At 65.9% G+C, this 21,721-nt stretch carries 10 protein-coding genes and 3 rRNA genes; 11 read left to right on the top strand and 2 right to left on the bottom strand.

The window, feature by feature from the left end:
• The first annotated feature begins 73 nt into the window (after positions 1-73).
• The 4 genes from mfd to rrf all read left to right on the top strand — a co-directional run bounded on the left by mfd (position 74) and on the right by rrf (position 9,526).
• Entirely contained in the window at positions 74-3,661 is a 3,588-nt protein-coding gene (gene mfd / locus NE358_RS10645; protein ID WP_289938309.1) for a transcription-repair coupling factor, read from the top strand.
• Positions 3,662-4,260: 599 nt separating this feature from the next.
• Positions 4,261-5,782, top strand: a 16S ribosomal RNA gene (locus tag NE358_RS10640).
• A 413-nt stretch (positions 5,783-6,195) separates the two neighbouring features.
• Positions 6,196-9,307, top strand: a 23S ribosomal RNA gene (locus tag NE358_RS10635).
• Between the two features lie 102 nt (positions 9,308-9,409).
• A 5S ribosomal RNA gene (gene rrf / locus NE358_RS10630) occupies positions 9,410-9,526 on the top strand.
• The 16S, 23S and 5S rRNA genes sit together here, the layout of an rRNA operon.
• A 637-nt stretch (positions 9,527-10,163) precedes the next feature.
• Here the strand turns inward: rrf and NE358_RS10625 are convergent.
• The gene (locus tag NE358_RS10625) at positions 10,164-12,836 is read right to left on the bottom strand and encodes a phosphoenolpyruvate carboxylase (RefSeq protein WP_141377420.1); all 2,673 of its coding nucleotides are present in this window, start codon (positions 12,834-12,836) and stop codon (positions 10,164-10,166) included.
• A gap of 314 nt (positions 12,837-13,150) precedes the next feature.
• On the opposite strand from NE358_RS10625, the gene NE358_RS10620 reads away from it, so the two are divergent.
• Together NE358_RS10620 and hisS are read left to right on the top strand one after the other, a co-directional pair.
• Complete coding sequence (locus NE358_RS10620; protein WP_396652091.1) at positions 13,151-13,792, top strand: nucleoside triphosphate pyrophosphohydrolase; 642 nt, start codon at positions 13,151-13,153, stop codon at positions 13,790-13,792.
• A 126-nt stretch (positions 13,793-13,918) separates the two neighbouring features.
• Positions 13,919-15,193, top strand: a complete 1,275-nt coding sequence (gene hisS, locus NE358_RS10615) for a histidine--tRNA ligase (RefSeq protein WP_499317779.1) — start codon at positions 13,919-13,921, stop codon at positions 15,191-15,193.
• 41 nt (positions 15,194-15,234) lie between these two features.
• Here hisS and NE358_RS10610 read toward each other — a convergent pair whose 3' ends face one another.
• Positions 15,235-16,092 (bottom strand): helix-turn-helix transcriptional regulator, encoded by an 858-nt coding sequence (locus NE358_RS10610; RefSeq protein ID WP_103210972.1) that lies wholly within the window; start codon positions 16,090-16,092, stop codon positions 15,235-15,237.
• Positions 16,093-16,219: 127 nt separating this feature from the next.
• Between NE358_RS10610 and NE358_RS10605 the strand changes: the two genes are divergently transcribed.
• The 5 genes from NE358_RS10605 to eno all read left to right on the top strand — a co-directional run bounded on the left by NE358_RS10605 (position 16,220) and on the right by eno (position 21,601).
• On the top strand, positions 16,220-17,665 hold the full coding sequence (locus tag NE358_RS10605) for an MFS transporter (RefSeq protein ID WP_103210971.1): 1,446 nt from the start codon (positions 16,220-16,222) through the stop codon (positions 17,663-17,665).
• A gap of 115 nt (positions 17,666-17,780) precedes the next feature.
• Entirely contained in the window at positions 17,781-18,566 is a 786-nt protein-coding gene (locus tag NE358_RS10600) for an SGNH/GDSL hydrolase family protein (RefSeq protein WP_371861614.1), read from the top strand.
• Positions 18,567-18,682: 116 nt separating this feature from the next.
• The gene (locus tag NE358_RS10595; RefSeq protein WP_246078235.1) at positions 18,683-19,474 is read left to right on the top strand and encodes a cytochrome c oxidase assembly protein; all 792 of its coding nucleotides are present in this window, start codon (positions 18,683-18,685) and stop codon (positions 19,472-19,474) included.
• Between the two features lie 31 nt (positions 19,475-19,505).
• Positions 19,506-20,186 (top strand): O-methyltransferase, encoded by a 681-nt coding sequence (locus NE358_RS10590; protein WP_289938302.1) that lies wholly within the window; start codon positions 19,506-19,508, stop codon positions 20,184-20,186.
• A gap of 134 nt (positions 20,187-20,320) precedes the next feature.
• Positions 20,321-21,601, top strand: a complete 1,281-nt coding sequence (eno, locus tag NE358_RS10585; RefSeq protein ID WP_013586083.1) for a phosphopyruvate hydratase — start codon at positions 20,321-20,323, stop codon at positions 21,599-21,601.
• The last annotated feature ends 120 nt before the right edge of the window (positions 21,602-21,721 follow it).

Raw genomic sequence — 21,721 nt, 5'->3', positions numbered from 1 at the left:
CCTACGAGACACGGTGCGTCGCCGCGTCGTCCACCCCGGCCCGATGTCGGTGCCCCCGCGTAGACTCGTCAGAGTGACAGTTCCCGGGATCGTTCGCGCCCTCGAGCAGGCTGAGTCGTACCGTGAAGCCGCTTCGGCGGTTTCCTCAGACCTGTCTCTCTCCCTCGTCGATGGTCTCGACGCCCCCGTCATCGCCGGCCTTATCGAGCGGCGCCGCTCGGCGGGGGATCCCGGTGCCGTGCTGGTCATCGCCCCGACCGGTCGACGAGCCGAGTCTCTCGGCCCGGCGCTGGACGCGGTTTTCCCCGGAGCGCAGGTCCTGCATTTCCCCGCGTGGGAGACGTTGCCGCACGAGCGACTCAGTCCGAGTCCCGAGACGGTGGGCCGGCGCCTCGATGTCCTCCGCCGAATCGCGGCGTGGGATGGCACCACCCCCCTCGTCGTGACCGCATCGGTGCGCAGCGCTCTGCAGCCGCTCGCCCCCGGCCTCGGCGATGTCGCGCCGATCGAGCTCGCCGTCGGTCGGCGCGGACTCGAGCTCGAGGCCGTCATCTCGCGGCTCGTCGAACTCGCCTATCACCGCGTCGACATGGTGTCGCGCCGTGGCGAGTTCGCGGTGCGCGGCGGCATCCTCGATGTGTTCCCTCCCGTGGCAGACCACCCATACCGCGTCGAGTTCTTCGGCGACGAGGTCGATCAGATCAGAGCCTTCTCGGTCGCCGACCAGCGTTCCCTTCCCGGCGAGGTCTCCGCCGTCACACTCGTACCCAGCCGCGAGTTGCTCCTCACGACCGAGGTGCGCGCCCGGGCCGCGGCGCTCCGCGACGGCTATCCAGGACTCCGCCAGTTGCTCGAGAAGATGGCGGAGGGCATTCCCGCAGAGGGCATGGAGTCGCTCATCCCCGTGCTCGTCGACGACTTGATCACCCTCGTGGACTACCTCCCCGGCGGAAGCGCCGTCGCCCTCGTCGATCCGGAGCGCTCGCTCGCGCGCGCCACGACGCTCGGCGATACCAACCGCGAGTTCCTCGAGGCTGCGTGGTCTGCGGCCACGGCGGGGGCGGACACTCCGGTCGATCTCGGCTCCGGCGATTTCGTCACCCTCGACGACCTGCACGAGAAGGCCAGCGGTCGCGGCGGGGTGTGGTGGCAGCTGAGCGCCTTCGACTCCGGAGCGGCGGATGCCGAAGACGAGGGGCTCGTCGTCGGCGATGACTCCGCTCATCGCATCAAGGCCGATCCGGTGCCGTCGTTCCAGGGGAACGTCGAGGGTGCGACTGCTCACGTCGGCGAGCTTCTGCGCGACGGGTGGTCGGTCGTGGTCACGGCATCCGGCCCTGGCATGGTGGACCGTGCCCGAGACGTCCTCTCCGAGCGCGGGATCGCCGCCCGCCGCGTCGACGATGTGAGGGCGGCCCCCGAGGCCGGAGTCGCCCATGTCGTCTGCGCGCCCCTCGAGCGGGGCTTCCAGCTGACCGAGGCGAAGTTCGCCGTCATCACCGAGACCGAGTTCTACGGTCGGTCGGTCAGTGGCGACAACCGCGGGGTGAAGAAGCTCGCTTCGCGTCGCCGCAACGTCGTCGATCCGCTGCAGCTCAAGCCCGGCGACGTCGTCGTGCACGCGACCCACGGCATCGGCAAATTTCTCGAGCTCACCCAGCGTGAGGTGTCGAGCGGTGGCCGCAATGCGGTGAAGACGACCAAGGAGTACCTCGTTCTCGAGTACGCGCCGGCCAAGCGCGGCTATCCGGGTGACAAGCTCTTCGTGCCGACCGATCAGCTCGACCTGCTGTCGAAGTACGTCGGCGGCGAGGCGCCCACGCTGTCGAAGATGGGCGGGAGCGACTGGGCCGCGGCCAAGGGCCGCGCCCGCAAGGCCGTTCGCGACATCGCTGTCGAACTGGTCAAGCTGTACTCGGCACGCATGGCGTCGAAGGGCCACGCCTTCGGCCCCGACACCCCGTGGCAGCGCGAACTCGAGGAAGCCTTCCCCTTCGCCGAGACCCTCGATCAGCTCCAGACGATTGATGAGATCAAGGCCGACATGGAGAAGCCGATCCCGATGGACCGACTGCTCTCGGGCGACGTCGGGTTCGGCAAGACCGAGGTCGCGGTGCGGGCGGCGTTCAAGGCCATCCAGGACGGCAAGCAGGTCGCGATGCTCGTTCCCACCACGCTGCTGGTCAAGCAACACCTCGAGACCTTCGCCGAACGTTTCGCGGGCTTCCCCGTCACGGTCCGGCCGCTGTCGCGCTTCCAGACCGACAAAGAGGCGAAGGCCACTCTGGCCGGCCTCACCGACGGCACGGTCGACATGGTCATCGGAACCCATCGCATCCTGACCGAGAAGGTCCTTTTCAAGGACCTCGGGCTGATGATCATCGATGAGGAGCAGCGGTTCGGCGTCGAGCACAAAGACCAGTTGAAGAAGCTCAAAACCAACGTCGACATCCTGGCGATGAGCGCCACGCCCATTCCGCGCACGCTCGAGATGGCGGTCACCGGGATCCGCGAGATGTCGACTCTCGCGACCCCGCCGGAGGACCGGCATCCGATCCTGTCGTATGTCGGGCCCCGCAACGACAAGCAGATCGCGGCGGCGATTCGACGCGAACTGCTGCGAGAGGGCCAGATCTTCTACGTGCACAACCGCGTGTCCTCGATCCAGCGAGTCGCGGCGCACCTCGCCGAACTGGTACCCGAGGCGCGCATCGTCGTCGCTCACGGACAGATGGGGGAGCACGCGCTCGAGCAGGTCGTCGACGACTTCTGGGAACGTCGTGCCGACGTGCTGGTGTCGACCACGATCATCGAGACGGGCCTCGACATCTCGAACGCCAACACGATCATCATCGACCGTGCCGACAAGTACGGTCTGTCGCAGCTGCATCAGCTCCGCGGACGGGTGGGTCGTGGTCGTGACCGTGCGTACGCGTACTTCCTCTACGACGAGATGAAGCCGCTGTCCGAGACCGCGGCCGACCGGCTCGAGACGATCGCCGTGAACAACGACCTCGGCTCGGGCATGCAGGTGGCGCTGAAAGACCTCGAACTCCGCGGCGCCGGAAACCTCCTCGGCGCCGAGCAGGCCGGACACATCGCGGGTGTCGGGTTCGACCTGTATCTGCGCATGATCGGCGAAGCGGTTTCCACCTTCCGAGGCGAAGACGTCGACGGTCCCACCGAACTCCGCCTCGAACTGCCCGTCGATGCCCGTTTGCCGGAGTTCTACATCGACAGCGAGCGTCTGCGTCTCGAGGCGTACCAGAAGCTGTCGGCCGCGGCATCCGCGACAGCGAAGAGCGATGCGATCGACCTCGTGGTCGAGGAGCTTCGTGATCGATACGGGGAGCCACCTGCCGAGGTCGAGGGACTCATCGCCGTGGCGCGCCTGCGCCGCCGGGCCGCTCAGGCCGGTCTGGCCGATGTCGTCGCGATGGGTTCCAACCTGCGCGTCGCCCCGGCGAACCTCCCGGACTCTATGCGGGTGCGCCTGCAGCGGCTGTACCCGAAGGCGAAGCTCGTCGCCAACGGGGATGCCATGGTTGTCCCGCTCCCTCAGGATGCGGACGATGCGAATCTCATCGCGTGGGTTCGCCAGCTCCTCGACGCGCTGTGGCCGTTGCCCGTCTCAGAGAACGCCGAGACCGCGAACGCGTGACGACCGCTCCCTCCCGGAGCGCGGACGATCAGGCCCGACCGACCACTCGTCGGTCGGGCCTTCGTGGTAGATCCGCGTGATTCCGGGCTTCACGGTGTGGCGACACGCCCGGGGTGAAGCGACGATTCGACCGATCCGGTGTCCAGTCGTAGTGTTTTACCTGTTCGCCCCACAGGGGAGAGCGGAGAGGCCGGAAGGCCCCGCATCGTCTCAAGTGGCGAACCACCCAAAACCTCCTCCGAATGGTGTAAGGTTTTGGTTCGGTCGTTCGGCCGGTTCCCGAGGTTGATCTTTCTGAGATCCCAATGAGGTTCCGATTGCTGGCGGCTGTCAATTGAAGTGAACTGCCTCACGGGTAGGTCGGGAGACTGTTTCTGTGGGTGCGTCCGTTCCTTGAGAACTCAACAGCGTGCACTTGTCAAATGCCAATTTATTCCTCGTCGGTCTGACTTTTGTTGGATTGCGAGAGATTCCTTTGGATCAAAGTCCAACCTTCTTTTGGGGGTTGGCGTGAAATTTCGTCAGTAATGATGTTTTTTCTTTGGTCAGTTTCGAACTCGCTGCGGCTGCCGTTTTCCCGGTGGTTGTTGCTTTTCTTTTTTATGGAGAGTTTGATCCTGGCTCAGGATGAACGCTGGCGGCGTGCTTAACACATGCAAGTCGAACGGTGAAGCCAAGCTTGCTTGGTGGATCAGTGGCGAACGGGTGAGTAACACGTGAGCAACCTGCCCTGGACTCTGGGATAAGCGCTGGAAACGGCGTCTAATACTGGATATGAGACGTGATCGCATGGTCGTGTTTGGAAAGATTTTTCGGTCTGGGATGGGCTCGCGGCCTATCAGCTTGTTGGTGAGGTAATGGCTCACCAAGGCGTCGACGGGTAGCCGGCCTGAGAGGGTGACCGGCCACACTGGGACTGAGACACGGCCCAGACTCCTACGGGAGGCAGCAGTGGGGAATATTGCACAATGGGCGGAAGCCTGATGCAGCAACGCCGCGTGAGGGATGACGGCCTTCGGGTTGTAAACCTCTTTTAGCAGGGAAGAAGCGAAAGTGACGGTACCTGCAGAAAAAGCGCCGGCTAACTACGTGCCAGCAGCCGCGGTAATACGTAGGGCGCAAGCGTTATCCGGAATTATTGGGCGTAAAGAGCTCGTAGGCGGTTTGTCGCGTCTGCTGTGAAATCCCGAGGCTCAACCTCGGGCCTGCAGTGGGTACGGGCAGACTAGAGTGCGGTAGGGGAGATTGGAATTCCTGGTGTAGCGGTGGAATGCGCAGATATCAGGAGGAACACCGATGGCGAAGGCAGATCTCTGGGCCGTAACTGACGCTGAGGAGCGAAAGGGTGGGGAGCAAACAGGCTTAGATACCCTGGTAGTCCACCCCGTAAACGTTGGGAACTAGTTGTGGGGACCATTCCACGGTTTCCGTGACGCAGCTAACGCATTAAGTTCCCCGCCTGGGGAGTACGGCCGCAAGGCTAAAACTCAAAGGAATTGACGGGGACCCGCACAAGCGGCGGAGCATGCGGATTAATTCGATGCAACGCGAAGAACCTTACCAAGGCTTGACATATACGAGAACGGGCCAGAAATGGTCAACTCTTTGGACACTCGTAAACAGGTGGTGCATGGTTGTCGTCAGCTCGTGTCGTGAGATGTTGGGTTAAGTCCCGCAACGAGCGCAACCCTCGTTCTATGTTGCCAGCACGTAATGGTGGGAACTCATGGGATACTGCCGGGGTCAACTCGGAGGAAGGTGGGGATGACGTCAAATCATCATGCCCCTTATGTCTTGGGCTTCACGCATGCTACAATGGCCGGTACAAAGGGCTGCAATACCGTGAGGTGGAGCGAATCCCAAAAAGCCGGTCCCAGTTCGGATTGAGGTCTGCAACTCGACCTCATGAAGTCGGAGTCGCTAGTAATCGCAGATCAGCAACGCTGCGGTGAATACGTTCCCGGGTCTTGTACACACCGCCCGTCAAGTCATGAAAGTCGGTAACACCTGAAGCCGGTGGCCCAACCCTTGTGGAGGGAGCCGTCGAAGGTGGGATCGGTAATTAGGACTAAGTCGTAACAAGGTAGCCGTACCGGAAGGTGCGGCTGGATCACCTCCTTTCTAAGGAGCATCTGGCATTCGGGTTTCGGTTCGAGTGTCCAGGCGCCAGTTCAGCACCGAATGTGTGTTGCTGGTAGCTCATGGGTGGAACATTTGACTTGGTGTCAGGGATGATGTGTCCGGGTTTAGTACGTGGTTTGCCACTGGAACGATCTGGTTCGGAGTTGTTGATACATGCACGCTGTTGGGTCCTGAGGGGCCGGGCGCTGACGGGGGTCTGTGGATTCTTTGTTGGTGTTTGTTCCTCGAGGGCCTGTCTTGGCGCCGGTGTTTCGGTGGCTGGGGTGGGTACCGCCCGTACTTTGAGAACTACACAGTGGACGCGAGCATCTTCCATGCAACTCTTTTGGGTTGTGTGGTGAAGATGATCTTAAAGATCATTAGTCAATTTTTTGACGATTCAACTCATGTGATTTCAAGTCTTTAAGAGCAAACGGTGGATGCCTTGGCATCTGGAGCCGAAGAAGGACGTAGCAATCTGCGATAAGCCTCGGGGAACTGATAAGCGAGTTTTGATCCGAGGATGTCCGAATGGGGAAACCCCGCCAGGGCGCGTGCGTACCTGGTGACTCCCGCCTGAATATATAGGGCGGGTAGAGGGAACGTGGGGAAGTGAAACATCTCAGTACCCACAGGAAGAGAAAGCAAAAGCGATTCCGTAAGTAGTGGCGAGCGAAACCGGAAGAGGCTAAACCTAGCGTGTGTGATAGCCGGCAGGCGTTGCATGTTGGGGGTTGTGGGACTTTTCTGATTGTTCTGCCGAATGATCGACGTGACAAGAGGGTATAGACGAACGGTTTTGAACGGCCGGTCATAGAGGGTGCGAACCCCGTAGTCGAAATGCTTGTTCTTGGCGTGAAGAGTATCCCAAGTAGCACGGGGCCCGAGAAATCCCGTGTGAATCTGTCAGGACCACCTGATAAGCCTAAATACTCCCAGATGACCGATAGCGGACAAGTACCGTGAGGGAAAGGTGAAAAGTACCCCGGGAGGGGAGTGAAATAGTACCTGAAACCGTTTGCTTACAAACCGTTGGAGCCTCCTTAGTAGGGGTGACAGCGTGCCTTTTGAAGAATGAGCCTGCGAGTTAGCGATACGTGGCGAGGTTAACCCGAGTGGGGTAGCCGTAGCGAAAGCGAGTCTGAATAGGGCGATTGAGTCGCGTGTCCTAGACCCGAAGCGAAGTGATCTATCCATGGCCAGGTTGAAGCGACGGTAAGACGTCGTGGAGGACCGAACCCACTTAGGTTGAAAACTGAGGGGATGAGCTGTGGATAGGGGTGAAAGGCCAATCAAACTTCGTGATAGCTGGTTCTCTCCGAAATGCATTTAGGTGCAGCGTTGCGTGTTTCTTGCCGGAGGTAGAGCTACTGGATGGCCGATGGGCCCTACAAGGTTACTGACGTCAGCCAAACTCCGAATGCCGGTAAGTGAGAGCGCAGCAGTGAGACTGTGGGGGATAAGCTTCATAGTCGAGAGGGAAACAACCCAGACCACCAACTAAGGTCCCTAAGCGCGTGCTAAGTGGGAAAGGATGTGGAGTTGCTTAGACAACCAGGAGGTTGGCTTAGAAGCAGCCACCCTTGAAAGAGTGCGTAATAGCTCACTGGTCAAGTGATTCCGCGCCGACAATGTAACGGGGCTCAAGCACGCCACCGAAGTTGTGGCATTGACATTTTTGGTAGGCCTTCGTGGTCCAGCCGTGTTGATGGGTAGGAGAGCGTCGTGTGGCGAGTGAAGCGGCGGGGTGACCCAGCCGTGGACGCTACACGAGTGAGAATGCAGGCATGAGTAGCGAAAGACGTGTGAGAAACACGTCCTCCGAAAGACCAAGGGTTCCAGGGTCAAGCTAATCTTCCCTGGGTAAGTCGGGACCTAAGGCGAGGCCGACAGGCGTAGTCGATGGACAACGGGTTGATATTCCCGTACCGGCGAAGAACCGCCCCAGTCAATCCAGTGGTGCTAAGAGTCCTAGCTCACGCTTTAGCGGATCCCTTCGGGGTGAGGCGGGTGTGTGTGAACGCTCGACCCCATGCTGGTGCGGCTAGCGTATTAACAGGTGTGACGCAGGAAGGTAGCCCAAGCCAGGCGATGGTAGTCCTGGTGCAAGTGCGTAGGCCGACTCTTAGGCAAATCCGGGAGTCATTGAGGCTGAGACACGATGCGGATAAAAAGTGGGTGATCCTATGCTGCCGAGAAAAGCATCGACGCGAGGTTCTAGCTGCCCGTACCCCAAACCGACTCAGGTGGTCAGGTAGAGAATACCAAGGAGATCGAGAGAATCGTGGTTAAGGAACTCGGCAAAATGCCCCCGTAACTTCGGGAGAAGGGGGGCCATCCACTTATTAGGACTTGCTCCGAAAGGGTGTGGTGGCCGCAGAGACTAGTGGGTAGCGACTGTTTACTAAAAACACAGGTCCGTGCCAAGTCGCAAGACGATGTATACGGACTGACGCCTGCCCGGTGCTGGAAGGTTAAGAGGACCGGTTAGCCGCAAGGCGAAGCTGAGAATTTAAGCCCCAGTAAACGGCGGTGGTAACTATAACCATCCTAAGGTAGCGAAATTCCTTGTCGGGTAAGTTCCGACCTGCACGAATGGCGTAACGACTTCCCAACTGTCTCAACCGCGAACTCGGCGAAATTGCATTACGAGTAAAGATGCTCGTTACGCGCAGCAGGACGGAAAGACCCCGTGACCTTTACTACAGCTTGGTATTGGTGTTCGGTGTGGCTTGTGTAGGATAGGTGGGAGACGGTGAAGCATTCACGCCAGTGAGTGTGGAGTCATTGTTGAAATACCACTCTGGTCACTCTGGATATCTAACTTAGGACCGTGATCCGGTTCAGGGACAGTGCCTGGTGGGTAGTTTAACTGGGGCGGTTGCCTCCCAAAATGTAACGGAGGCGCCCAAAGGTTCCCTCAACCTGGTTGGCAATCAGGTGGCGAGTGTAAGTGCACAAGGGAGCTTGACTGTGAGACTGACAGGTCGAGCAGGGACGAAAGTCGGGACTAGTGATCCGGCAGTGGCTTGTGGAAGCGCTGTCGCTCAACGGATAAAAGGTACCTCGGGGATAACAGGCTGATCTTGCCCAAGAGTCCATATCGACGGCATGGTTTGGCACCTCGATGTCGGCTCGTCGCATCCTGGGGCTGGAGTAGGTCCCAAGGGTTGGGCTGTTCGCCCATTAAAGCGGTACGCGAGCTGGGTTTAGAACGTCGTGAGACAGTTCGGTCCCTATCCGCTGCGCGCGTAGGAAGTTTGAGAGGATCTGACCCTAGTACGAGAGGACCGGGTTGGACGAACCTCTGGTGTGTCAGTTGTTCCGCCAGGAGCACCGCTGATTAGCTACGTTCGGGATGGATAACCGCTGAAAGCATCTAAGCGGGAAGCCGGCCTCAAGATGAGACTTCCATACCATTTATGGTGAGAGGCTCCCAGCCAGACTACTGGGTTGATAGGCCGGATGTGGAAGCGTAGTAATACGTGAAGCTGACCGGTACTAATAAGCCGATGACTTGATAACACACCTGTTTTTGGTGCTTGCGTCCACTGAGTGGTTCTCGATGTACGGTCGGGAACTCAACAATGATGATGTCGTTGTTGGTTTGTGAAACATCAATAGTGTTTCGGCGGCCATAGCGAGAGGGAAACGCCCGGTTACATTCCGAACCCGGAAGCTAAGCCTCTCAGCGCCGATGGTACTGCAGGGGGGACCCTGTGGGAGAGTAGGACACCGCCGGACTTCTTTTCAGTCGAAATGGCCACCCAAAGTTGGGTGGCCATTTCGCATTTACGGGCACTTCCCCGGGTGCCGACGCGCTGTTGCGTCCCGTCCCCTGCCCAGGACGACACCCACCACCGCCTCGTCGTATGCGGGGCATCGGCTGCCCGACCGGGGTCTACGCTGGCGACACCGAGGAGAGGCCGCCGTCACGCGCCACACCCACTCCGGGGGCAGAGCCCTGCATTCATCCTGACGCGACCATCGCGCCCACCGCGGTCTCACCGGCGACGTGACCATCGGCCCGGCAGCCCGGTGCTGCACGGCGCGGTGATCACGTCGGAGCGTAGCCGGTCGTGCTGCGCGAGAAGGATGCCCTGGACGGGGCGGGCTCAGTGCGTGCGGTCCAGGTGGGCCCCACCCCCTGATCGGCCCGAGGGCGAGTGTCGCGGGCGCCGACGTGGGGAAGGAGGTGTTCTTCGCGCCCGGTACACGGGTCTTCACCGGGGCGGTGATCGGTGATGGCGGCGAGGCGCGCCGTCGATCCCGCCACACCGTTGATCGTCGCGTCGATCGAGCTCGGTCGCTTGGCCCCTCGTGACACGACGCGTCGGCTCTGTGCGGGGCGAGCCGACGCGTCGATGAAAATGTATCGAGCTCAGCCCGTGTTCTGCAGGCCCGCCGCCACACCGCTCACCGAGAGCAGCAGCAGCCGCTGGTGCTCGGCATCCGGAGTCGGGTTTTCGGCGTCCGCTTCGCGAAGTGCGCGCAGGGCCCGCAATTGCAAGAGCGACAACGCGTCGACGTACGGGCTGCGCATCTTCACGGCGCGCTGCAGGATCGGCTTGTTGCCGAGCAGGTCTCCGCCGGTGATCCGCTCGACCCAGGAGCGGGTGAGCAGCATCTCGTCCATCACGAGCTGGGCGAGGTCGTCGCGGTCGCCCAACGCGAGGTAGCGACGGGCGATCCGCTCGTCGGCCTTCGCCAGGCTCATCGCGACGTTGTCGATCATCGTGCGGAACAGAGGCCACTGCTCGTACGCGTCGCGCAGGCGCGGCTCGTCGCCCACGGCGTCGAGGGCGGTGCCGAGACCGAACCATCCCGCGAGGTTGATTCGGGCCTGCGTCCACGAGAACACCCACGGGATCGCCCGCAGGTCTTCGAGCGACTCCACGGAGAGCCCGCGACGCGCGGGGCGTGATCCGAGGGCCAGGTGGCCGAGCTCCTCCATGGGAGTGACCGTGGCGAACCACGGTGCGAAACCGGGCGCCTTGACCAGAGCGAAGAAGCGCTCGCGTGAGGCGAGATCCATGGTGGTCGCGACGTCGGCGAATGCCTCCGCAGCTCCACGATTGCGACGTTCGATCGAGGGGGAGGATGCCGTGAGCACGGCGGCTGCGACCTGATCGATGTGCCGCATGGCGATGTCGGCGTCACCGTAACGGGCGAAGATGACCTCGCCCTGCTCGGTGAGCTTGAAACGACCGTCGACCGAATGCGGGGGCTGCGCGAGGATCGCGGAGTTGGCAGGTCCACCGCCGCGTCCGAGGGCGCCGCCGCGCCCGTGGAAGAGCGTGAGCTCGATGCCCTCGGTCTCGGCCCACGTGGAGATCTCGGCCTGGGCCTCGTAGAGCGCGAGGTTGGCGGCGACGGGCCCGACGTCCTTCGAGGAGTCGGAGTAGCCGAGCATGACCTCGAGGCGCCGGCCGGTGGCATCCAGCCGACTGACGAACGAGGGGTGCGAGACGATCTCGGCGAGGATGCCGGGAGCGGCCTGGAGGTCGGCGAAGGTCTCGAACAGCGGGATGACGTCGAGCACCGGGGGCTGTTCGCCCGGTCCCATCGCGAACGAGGCCAGCTCGTGCACATTGGCGAGGTCGTCGGCCGACTGCGTGAACGACACGATATAGCGCCCGGCGGCACGGGGGCCGAAGCGCTCCTGCACGTACGCGATCGAGCGGAAGACCTCGAGGACTTCTTCGGTCTGCTCGCTGCGGGCACCTCCGGCGCGGAGCTCGTCGAGCACCTTCCGGTGAACCGCCGAGTGCTGGCGCACTTCGAGTTCGGTGAGGTGGAAGCCGTAGGTCTCGACCTGCCATACCAAGCGCTGCAGGGCGCCGTATGCCTGGCGCGCGGCACCGGCGGCGACGAGTGAGTCCTGGACGACGCGCAGGTCGGCGAGCAGGTGCTCGGGGTCGCGGTAGGCGAGGTCGGCGTTGCGCGTGCGGGTCGCGGCGATCTTGCGCGCGAGCAGCAGCAGAATGCGGCGGTGCGGTTCGTCGGGGGAACGCTCCGCGATCTCTGCGGCGGCGTCCTCGTCCGCCGCGCGCAAGCGGTGCCACAGCGCGACGAGTGCCTCGCTGGGCGGGGTGGTGGCGGCATCCAGGGTCAGCCCTCGACCCACGCGCCGGGTCGTGCGCTCGAGACCGATCAGCACGTGCTCGCTCGCGATCGCCGCGGCCTTGCGGGTGACGGATGCCGTGACGAACGGGTTGCCGTCGCGGTCACCGCCGACCCACGAGCCGACGCGCACGAACGGCTTCACGATCGGGGCGCGGGATCCGGCGTTCTCACCCTGAAGAATGTCGTCGATCCGGCGGTACACGCGCGGAACCGCGGTGTACAGCGTCTCGTCGAAGACCGACATGACAGAGCGCACTTCGTCGACGGGTGACGGCTTCTCGCGCCGGAGGGGAGCGGTGCGCCACAGCGTGTCGATCTCTTCGAGCATTCGGCGTTCCGCGCGACGGCTCTCGGTTCCGCCCTCGGTAGCACCGTCGTGCTCCGACAGCAGCTCCGACAGACGCCGAATGCTCGTCGAGATGGCGCGACGGCGGGCCTCGGTGGGGTGGGCGGTGAAGACCGGGTGGAATCGAAGCGCCTGAAGGCGCGCAAGCGCCGTCTCTTCGCCGACCTCGCTCGAGAGCCGCTCGAATGCGCTCGCGATGGTGTCGGGGGCTCCGCTGCGCGACGGCTGATCGCCGCGCTCGCGCAGCACGCGCACGCGTTGATGCTCCTCGACGAGGTTGACGAGGTGGAAGTACGCCGTGAAGGCCCGGGCCACTTCGTCGGCTCGTTCGATCGAGAAGCCGTCGGCGATCGCGGCCGCACGCTCGAACGCCTCGGGCGTCTCGTCGGTGTAGGCCTGGATCGTCGCCGTGCGCAGCCGCTCGACGTCGTCGTACAGTCCGGGGGAGCCGCTCTCCTGAAGGACGCGGCCCAGGAGGGATCCGAGCAGGCGCACGTCGGCGCGCATCTGTTCGGGGAGCTCCTGGCCGGCTTCGAAGCGGCCCACGAGGTCGATGGCCTCGGTCGGGGTCAGTTCACGCACAGGCCCCAGATTATCGGCGTCAGGGGCCGGACCGATCCACGTGTAACGGCGTGCGTCGGTTCGCAGCGCCCGATTTCGGAGTTTCTCCGGTCGGAGACGCCGACTGCCGCAGCAATTCGCTCGATTCGGGTGACGGCATCCGGAATCTCCGGAGCGGTGTTCAGTACCGCGCCGAACCGTGCGGCGGCGGGCGGACGACACGCGAGGGTTTTACGACGGGATCGTGCGAGATCGGCCCGGAGCCGCGACGTGGTCGCCCGGTCGGGGGATACTCGTGGCGAGCGGCGTCGCCCCGGCCCGCGGAGGGAGAGACCGTGAGTGACGACGCCCTGCGGGAAGCCGCCGAGACGATGAGGACCGTGCGCGAGCGCTGCGTGTGGACGCAGCGGATCGACCACCGCGACCTCGTGCCCTACCTCGTCGAGGAGAGCGCCGAGGTCATCGACGCGGTCGAGGCGGGAACGCGCGCCGATCTGCGCGAGGAACTCGGCGACCTGCTCTGGCAGGTGCTCTTCCACGCCGAGATCGCCGCCGCGGATCCTGGCGACCCCTTCGACATCGACGACGTGGCCCGGGGGCTGACCGAGAAGATGGTGCGGCGACACCCGCACGTGTTCGCGGATGCCGTGGCATCCACCCCCGAGGACGTCCTCGTGCACTGGAACGCGGCGAAAGCGGCCGAGAAGCGCGAGCGCACGAGTGTGCTCGACGGGGTCAGCGACCACATGCCTTCACTCGCCCTGGCGCAGAAGGTGATGGGCAAGGCCGCGCAGGTCGGCGTGTGCGCGCCGACGCACCACCTGGCCGACCCCGAGACCGAGGCGGAGCTCGGCGACGCGTTGCTGACCCTGGTGCACCTGGCCCGCACGCGTGGTTGGGACGCCGAGCGCGCTCTGCGGGAGCGGCTTCGCACCCTGCGCGCCGAGGTTCGCGAGGCGGAGGCGGCCGCGAGCTGACCGGACCCTCGAGCTCGCGGGTTCCGGTGCGGTCGGCATGCGGGGACGCGAGCGGCACGGTGCGATCTCGAGCCGCGTGCCGCGCCGGCAGCCGGCGGCGTCGCATCGCTCTGGAAGAATGGGACCGTGGCATCCGTGAACCCGCCGCGCGGCATGCGCGACTTCCTCCCCGCTGACAAGGCCCGCCGCGAGCGTGTGCTCGCCATCATCCGCGAGCGCTATCGCGCGCACGGCTTCGACGAGATCGAGACCCCGGTGATGGAGGACTACGACCGCCTGCACGCCGGGATCGGCGGCGACAACGAGAAGCTGTCCTTCAGCATCCTCAAGCGGGGAATGGATGCCGAGAGCATCCGGGCCGCGGCCGACAACCCCGCAGCCCTCGCTGACTTGGGCCTGCGCTACGACCTCACGGTGCCGCTCGCCCGGTTCTACGCCACGCACCGCGCGTCGCTGCCGACGGTGTTCCGCTCCATTCAGATCGCCCCGGTCTGGCGCGCCGAGCGTCCGCAGAAGGGGCGATACCGCCAGTTCGTGCAGTGCGACATCGACATCATCGGCGACGCATCGGCGAACGCCGAGGCCGAGCTCATGGTCGCAAGCCTCGACGTTCTCGACGCGCTCGGGCTCGAGGGCGGCACGATCCGGGTCAACGACCGCCGTGCCCTGGACGCGATGCTCGACGTCTTCGGCTTCGCACCGGACGAGCGTCCCGGCGTGCTGATCACGATCGACAAGCTCGACAAGGTCGGCCCCTCGGGGGTCGTCGCCGAGCTCCGCGACCGCGGCGTGACCGCCCGGGCGGTCGATGCCTTCGCGGAGTACCTCGCGCGGCCCGCGTCGCAGCGCTCGTTCGATGAGGTCGGCATTCGCGCGGCCCTGCCCGCCGGCATCCCCGCCGAGGTCGTCGCCCACCTCGTCGACCTCGGCGACACCGTCGCCGCGGCCCGCGGGGGAGCTGTGCCGCTCGTCTTCGATCCCTTCCTCGTGCGCGGCATGGGCTACTACACGGGTACGATCTTCGAGCTCGCCCACCCGAGCGTCGACTACTCGCTCGGCGGCGGGGGCCGCTACGACGGGATGATCGGCCGCTTCCTCGGCCAGCAGGTGCCCGCGGTGGGCTTCTCGATCGGTTTCGAGCGGATCGTCGACCTGCTCCCGGCCACCGCCGCCGACGGCGAACGTTCGATCGTTCTCGTGCACGACCGCGACGTGTCGACGGCCCAGCTGCTCTCGCTCAAGACGGCACTGATCGCCGGTGGGGCACGCGTGCGCGTCGAGCGGCGCGCGAAGAACATGAAGGCCCTGCTCGAGCGCTCCGCCGCCGACGGCTATGCGTCGTTCGCGGCCGTGAACGTCGAATCGACGCCGGAGACGCTGGAGATCAAGCCGCTGGCCTGATCGAGGGAGCGCCTGGGGGTCGGATCTCGGTGGACCGGGTGCTAAGCCACGGCGCTGATCAACGCCTCCGCCGGGTTCTCGGCCGCGAGGCGTTCCAGGCGCGCCGCGGTCTCGGCATCGCGAGGCGAGAACCACACCACCCGGGAACCGAGCCCGTCGTCGATCCACAGGCTCGACATCTCGAGGTGGAGTTCGCCCACACGGGCGTGAACGAGGTGCTTGTTCGCGTTGCGCTCGCCGCCGACGTCGCCCAGCCGCCAGAGCTCGGCGAAGCGCGGTGACTCCTCTTCGAGGTCGGCGATGAACCGCTGCCACGACGGTTCTTCGTGATGGCGGCCGTATGCCGCGCGGAGGCGTGCGGCGATCCGTCGTTGCGCGTGGTCGAGGTCGACGTGCGAGCGCTGCCACTCGGAGTCGGTGAACAGGAGCACGGCGCAGTTGCGGCGCTCGGTCGGCATGTCGTCGAGGTCGTCGAAAAGATAGCGGTAGGCGCGGTTGTACGCACGAATGTCGAAGCGGGCGGTCTGCACGGCGGCGGGGTAAGGAAGGAGTTTCTCGAGAAGGTCGAGGTGTGTCGCACCGACGCAGTACCGCGCCCCGCGGTCGGGCACGGGGAGGTCGGCGAGGGCGAAGAGGTGATCGCGCTCGTCGTCGCTCAGTCGGAGCGCCCGGGCGATGGCCGCGACGACCTGGGCGGAAGCCGCGATCGGGCGTCCTTGCTCGAGCCAGGTGTACCAGGTGAGGCCGACCCCGGCGAGCTGCGCGACCTCTTCTCGGCGAAGGCCGGCGACACGGCGCCGCGTCCCCTCGGGAAGCCCGACGTCGGCGGGACGCAGGCGCGCTCGCCGGCTGCGCAGGAACCCCGCGAATTCGGCGCGGACGTCGTCGGATCGAGTCATGGCATCCCTCCCTCCCCGGCGATCATAGGACGGGCCGGCGACATCCCACCCGTCGGAGGGGAGTGCTGGCAGTACCAGGATGAGCGCACTCCTGGTACCAGGATGAAGCGGTCTTCATGCTGGCACCATGACGACTTCCGCACACCCCGCCACCGGCAGCGCTCCGGTGTCGATCCGTCCGGGCGCCTTCGCCGCCGTGCCCACCTGGCGCTACCTCGGATTTCTGCTGGGGCCCGGCGTCGGCACCTTCGCCTTCAACGCGGTGACGGTGATCCTGCCGACCCTGCGCGAGCGCTTCGGAGCCGGCGACGTCGCTCTCGAGCTCGTGATCGCGGGATACGGCATCCCCTTCGCGGTGCTGCTCATTCTGGGCGGTCGTCTGGGCGACCGCTTCGGCCGGCACCGACTGTTCGCCGTCGGAATGGCCCTGTTCCTCGTGTCGGCCATCGCCTGCGCGCTCGCGCCGTCCATCGAGACGCTGATCGCCGCCCGGGTGGTGCAGGGCATCGGCGCGGCGCTGTGCACGCCGCAGGTGCTCGCCACCATCCAGGCGACCTCTCAGGGCGCCGCTCGCACCCGCGCGATCGCGGCATTCGGTGCGAGCGGGGGTATCGGAGCGGCCGTCGGCCAGGTGGCGGGCGGCGCTCTGGCGGCGCTGTCCTTCGGCCCCGTGGAGGGATGGCGTGCCGTCTTCGTCGTCGTTGCTCTCATCGCCGTGGCCGCGATCGCCCTCGCGCCGCTGGCTCCGCGTTCGCGTGCGCACGAGATCGTCGCGATCGACCTGGTCGGAACCGCCGCCTTGGGGCTCGGCATCCTCGCGGCATCCGTCGCTCTCACGTTCGGGCCGGTCTGGGACTGGTCGTGGCCGGTCGCCGTGGCGCTGGTCATCGCAGCCGTGGCGCTCGTCGCGATGTGGAAGCACCAGAACGCCGTCGAGCGTTCGGGTCGGGTGCCGTTGCTGCCGCCGAGCGTGCTGCGGCTGCGTCCCCTTCAGCTGGGCCTCATGGCCGCGGGGCTCTTCTTCGCGGGGTACTCGGCTCTGCTCTACGTCTTCCCGCGAGCCGTCGAGGCCGGTGGGCTGAGCTCTCTCGACGCCGGGATGGCGCTGCTGCCTTTCGCCGTGGTGTTCGCCGGCGTCTCGCTCGCGGTGGCACGGATCCAGGCGAAGCTCGGGGACTCGACGCTCGTGCTCGGCGTCACGGTGCAGATGGTCGCGCTCGTCGCGATGGCCGTCACCCTCGTCCTCGCGTGGGGAAGCGACATCGGGCTGTGGCTGCAGCCGGCGCTCGTCCTGCTCGGGGCGGGTCAGGCTCTGATCTTCTCGCCGCTCACCCAGCTCGTGGTGCGCGAGGTTCCGGTCGAGGCCGCAGGCCTGTCAGGCGGGATGTTCAGCACCGCCCAGCAGCTCGCCCTGTCCTTCGGCGTGATCGTCATCGGCGGTGTCGTCACCCTCACCGGCGTCGGCGGCCGCGCCGAACTGCTCGCCGGGCTCGCCTTCGACATCGTGCTCGCGGCGGCGGTGCTGGCCCTGGCGGTGGCGCTGCGCGCGCGGGGGCGCGGCGCGTCGGTCTAGCTCTCGCGCGTCGCCGCGCCGATGCCCAGAGCGTGCCGTCGTCGCGCCGTCACGGCCCGGCCACCGGGCGTTCACCGCGGGCCGGTGTCATCGGGGAATGCGCGCGCGTCGACCGGTGACCTTGACCGCGGCGTCCGTGGTGGCGCTCGCCGGAGCCGGGGCGGTGGGGGTACGCGCCCTCATCTCCCGGCAGGCGGCGATCGCCCGCCGCCGGATCGGGAAGCCCCTCGGCGAGCAGGCCCTGGATGCCGATCGCGTCTGGCGGCGCAAGAAGCACCCGGGTGAGCCGGTCGAGCTGCTCGTGCTGGGCGACTCGATCGCCGCGGGGCTCGGTGCGGGACACCGTCGCGACACGCTCGGTGCGCGCCTCGCGAAGGGGATCGCGCGAGCGGCCGGACGACCCGTCCGGCTGCGGACCGCGGCGGTGGTGGGGTCGGAGACCTCGGCCGTCGCGGCGCAGGTGGCCTCGCTCCCGCCGGAGTACCGACCGGATGCCGCCGTCATCGTCGTGGGTGGCAACGACGTGACGCACCGGATCCCGGCATCCCGTTCCGCGGAGCAACTCGCGCACGTCGTGCGCGACCTGCGCGACCGGGGCGTGCCCGTCGTGGTCGGCACCTGCCCCGACCTCGGCACCCTGCGCGCGATCCCGCAGCCCCTCCGTGCGCTCGCCGCGCGGTCGTCGCGGCAGCTGGCCTCGGCTCAGGCGACCGCCGTGCACCGTGCGGGTGGGCGGGTGGTCGGACTCGCGCGCGCCGTGGGTCCGGTGTTCGCGGAGCGACCCGACGAGATGTTCAGCGTCGACCGCTTCCACCCCAGTGCCCTCGGCTACCGTCGCACGGCGGAGGCGCTGCTGCCGGCGGTGCTCGCGGCTCTGGAGTCGGGGCGAGCCGATGGCTGAGACGGCCCGATCCTCACCTCACGCATAGCTCCCGGATCTACCTTTCTTCCACGCCTCCCATCGATGTCTTCCTCAGTACCTGGCGCGCCGATCCGATCACGCTCGGCGTGCTCCTCGTGGCATCCGCCGCCTACCTCCTCGGTGTTCGGCGCCTCCGTCGCCGCGGGGAGCGGTGGCCGGTCCTGCGCACCATCGGCTTCTTCGCGCTCGGGTTGCTGCCGTACGCGGTCATCGAACTCGGCTTCCTCGGCGTGTACTCGTCGGAACTGCGTTGGGCGTTCTCGACCCGCGTCGCGCTGCTGATCTTCGCGGTTCCCGCCGGAATCGCCGCCGGTCGCCCGCTCGATCTCGTTCCCTCGGGTCTGCGCGAGCGTTTCCTCTCCGCGCGCGTGACCCGCATCTTCGGCAACGCGATGGTCGCCACCGTCGTCATCGCGGCGGTGTTCTGCCTCTTTCTCACCCCGATCGCCGGCATCCTGCGCGTGAATCCGGCGGTCGAGGCGTCGCTGGGGATCGTCGTGCCCCTCGTCGGGCTCGCGATGGTGCTGCCGATGATGGCGCTCGGCGCCGTCCACACCGGCGCCTTCATCGCCATCGAGTTCCTGCTCGCGTTCGTCGAGCTGCTGATCGACTCCGTTCCGGGGCTGCTGATGCGCTTGAACGACAACGTGCTGGATCTGATCCCGGATGCCACGCAGGCGGTGTCGTGGTGGCCGTCGCTGCTGCACGACCAGCACCTCGCGGGTGACATGATCTGGTTCATCGCGGAGTTCGCCGACGTGCCGATCCTCGTAATCCTCATGGTCCGTTGGATGAGGTCGGACCGAGTGGAGGCCAAGGGTTTCGACGAGCTCTCCGACGAGGAGTACGACGAGATGACCCGCGCCCATCTGCGCGGAGAGCGTTGACCCGCTCGACCGGTGCCGACAGGCTGGGGGAGTGCGCACCCACGAAGACGTCGATGCCTTCCTGACCGAGACCCTCGTCGGGCCCGACCCCGAGGGGGAGGCCGCGCTCGCCGCCCAGCACGGCGCGGGCCTGCCGGCGATCGAAGTCGCGGCGGTCAACGCCAAATTCCTGCACCTGCTGACGCGCATCGCCGGGGCGCGCCGCGTGCTCGAGGTCGGAACGCTCGGCGGATACTCCACGATCTGGTTCGCCCGCGCCGTCGGCCCGTCGGGACGGGTCATCACCATCGAGGCGGAGCCCGCGAACGCGGAGATCGCCCGCGCGAACCTCGCGCGCGCCGGAGTCGCGGACCGGGTGGAGGTGCGCGTCGGTCGCGGAGCCGACGTGCTGCCGACGCTCGCGGACGAGGGGCCCTTCGACCTCGTCTTCATCGATGCCGACAAGGAGTCCAACGAGCTGTACCTGGACTGGGCGGCGCGTCTCGGGCGGATCGGCACGGTGGTCGTGCTCGACAATGTCGTGCGCGGGGGAGAGGTCGCCGATGCGGACACGACCGATCCGAAGGTGCAGGGCGCTCGCCGCGGCATCCTGATGCTCGGATCCGACCCCCGGTTCGACGCCACGGCCCTGCAGACCCTCGACCGCAAGGGGTGGGACGGGGTGGCGGTCGCGATCGTGGTGGATGCCGTGGGACGCTCGACCGATCGGTAGGCGGTCCCGTCGCGCTCCGTGCAGCGCGGACTCCGCAACCCGGCCGCACGCCCGGCGAACGAGATCACTAGACTCGACCACGGACCGACGACGCTCCGCCCCCTCTCCACCCAAGAACCAACGAGGAGTCCTTCGTGGCACTTATCGAGGCTGTCAACGCGCGCGAGATCCTGGATTCGCGCGGTAACCCGACCGTCGAGGTGGAGGTGCTCCTCGACGACGGAATCGTCCAGCGGGCCGCCGTGCCCTCCGGCGCGTCCACCGGCGCGTTCGAGGCCTACGAGCTGCGCGACGGCGACAAGAGCCGCTACAGCGGCAAGGGCGTGCTGAAGGCCGTCGCCGCGGTCGTCGACGAGCTCGGCCCCGCGATCGAGGGCGTCGAGGCCAGCGAGCAGCGCATCATCGACGAGATCCTCATCGAGACCGACGGCACCGAGAACAAGTCGCGCACGGGCGCGAACGCCATCCTCGGCGTGTCGCTCGCCGTGGCCAAGGCCGCCGCCGACAGTGCCGACCTGCCCCTGTTCCGCTACCTGGGCGGCCCCAACGCGCACCTGCTGCCCGTCCCGCTGTTCAACGTCATCAACGGAGGCGAGCACGCCGACAACGGCATCGACTTCCAGGAGTTCTTCCTGGCCCCGATCGGCGCCGAGACCTACGGCGAGTCTCTCCGTTGGGGCACCGAGGTCTACCACGTCCTCAAGGGAGAACTGAAGTCCGCGGGCTACAACACCGGTCTCGGCGACGAGGGCGGCTTCGCCCCCGACCTGCCCAGCAACCGCGAGGGCCTCGACTTCCTCATCCGCGCGATCGAGAAGGCCGGCTTCACGCCCGGTAAAGAGATCGCGGTCGGCCTCGACGTCGCCGCCACCGAGTTCTACAAGGACGGCGTCTACACCGTCGAGGGCAAGGAGTGGAGCGTCGACACCCTCGTCGACTACTTCGCCGACCTCGTCGCGAACTTCCCGATCGTCACGATCGAAGACGCCCTCGCCGAAGACGACTGGGACGGCTGGAAGAAGCTGACGGATGCCATCGGCTCCAAGGTCCAGCTCGTCGGCGACGACCTGTTCGTGACCAACCCCAAGCGCCTGCAGCAGGGCATCGACCTCGGCGTTGCCAACTCGCTGCTGGTCAAGGTCAACCAGATCGGCACCCTGTCCGAGACGCTCGACGCGATCTCGCTGGCGACCCGCTCGGGCTACACCTCGATGCTGTCGCACCGCTCGGGCGAGACCGAGGACACCACGATCGCCGACCTCGCCGTCGCCGTGAACGCCGGTCAGATCAAGACCGGTGCCCCCGCGCGCAGCGAGCGCGTCGCCAAGTACAACCAGCTGCTCCGCATCGAGGAAGACCTCGGCGACGCCGCGGTCTTCGCGGGCCGCTCGGCGTTCCCCCGTTTCAAGGGCTGATCGTCTGACCACATGAGGAGGGGGAGCCGTACGGCTTCCCCTCCTCCGTCGTTCGCGAGCGCTTTTCGCTGAGCGGACGCCGTGCCCCCGGCGCGTCCGCGGAAGCGCCTTCCGGCGGGC

It is taken from the genome of Sphingomonas sp. G5, assembly GCF_052660795.1.
Note: the sequence above shows the minus strand (reverse complement) of the source record. Positions and strands in the feature narration are given on the sequence as shown.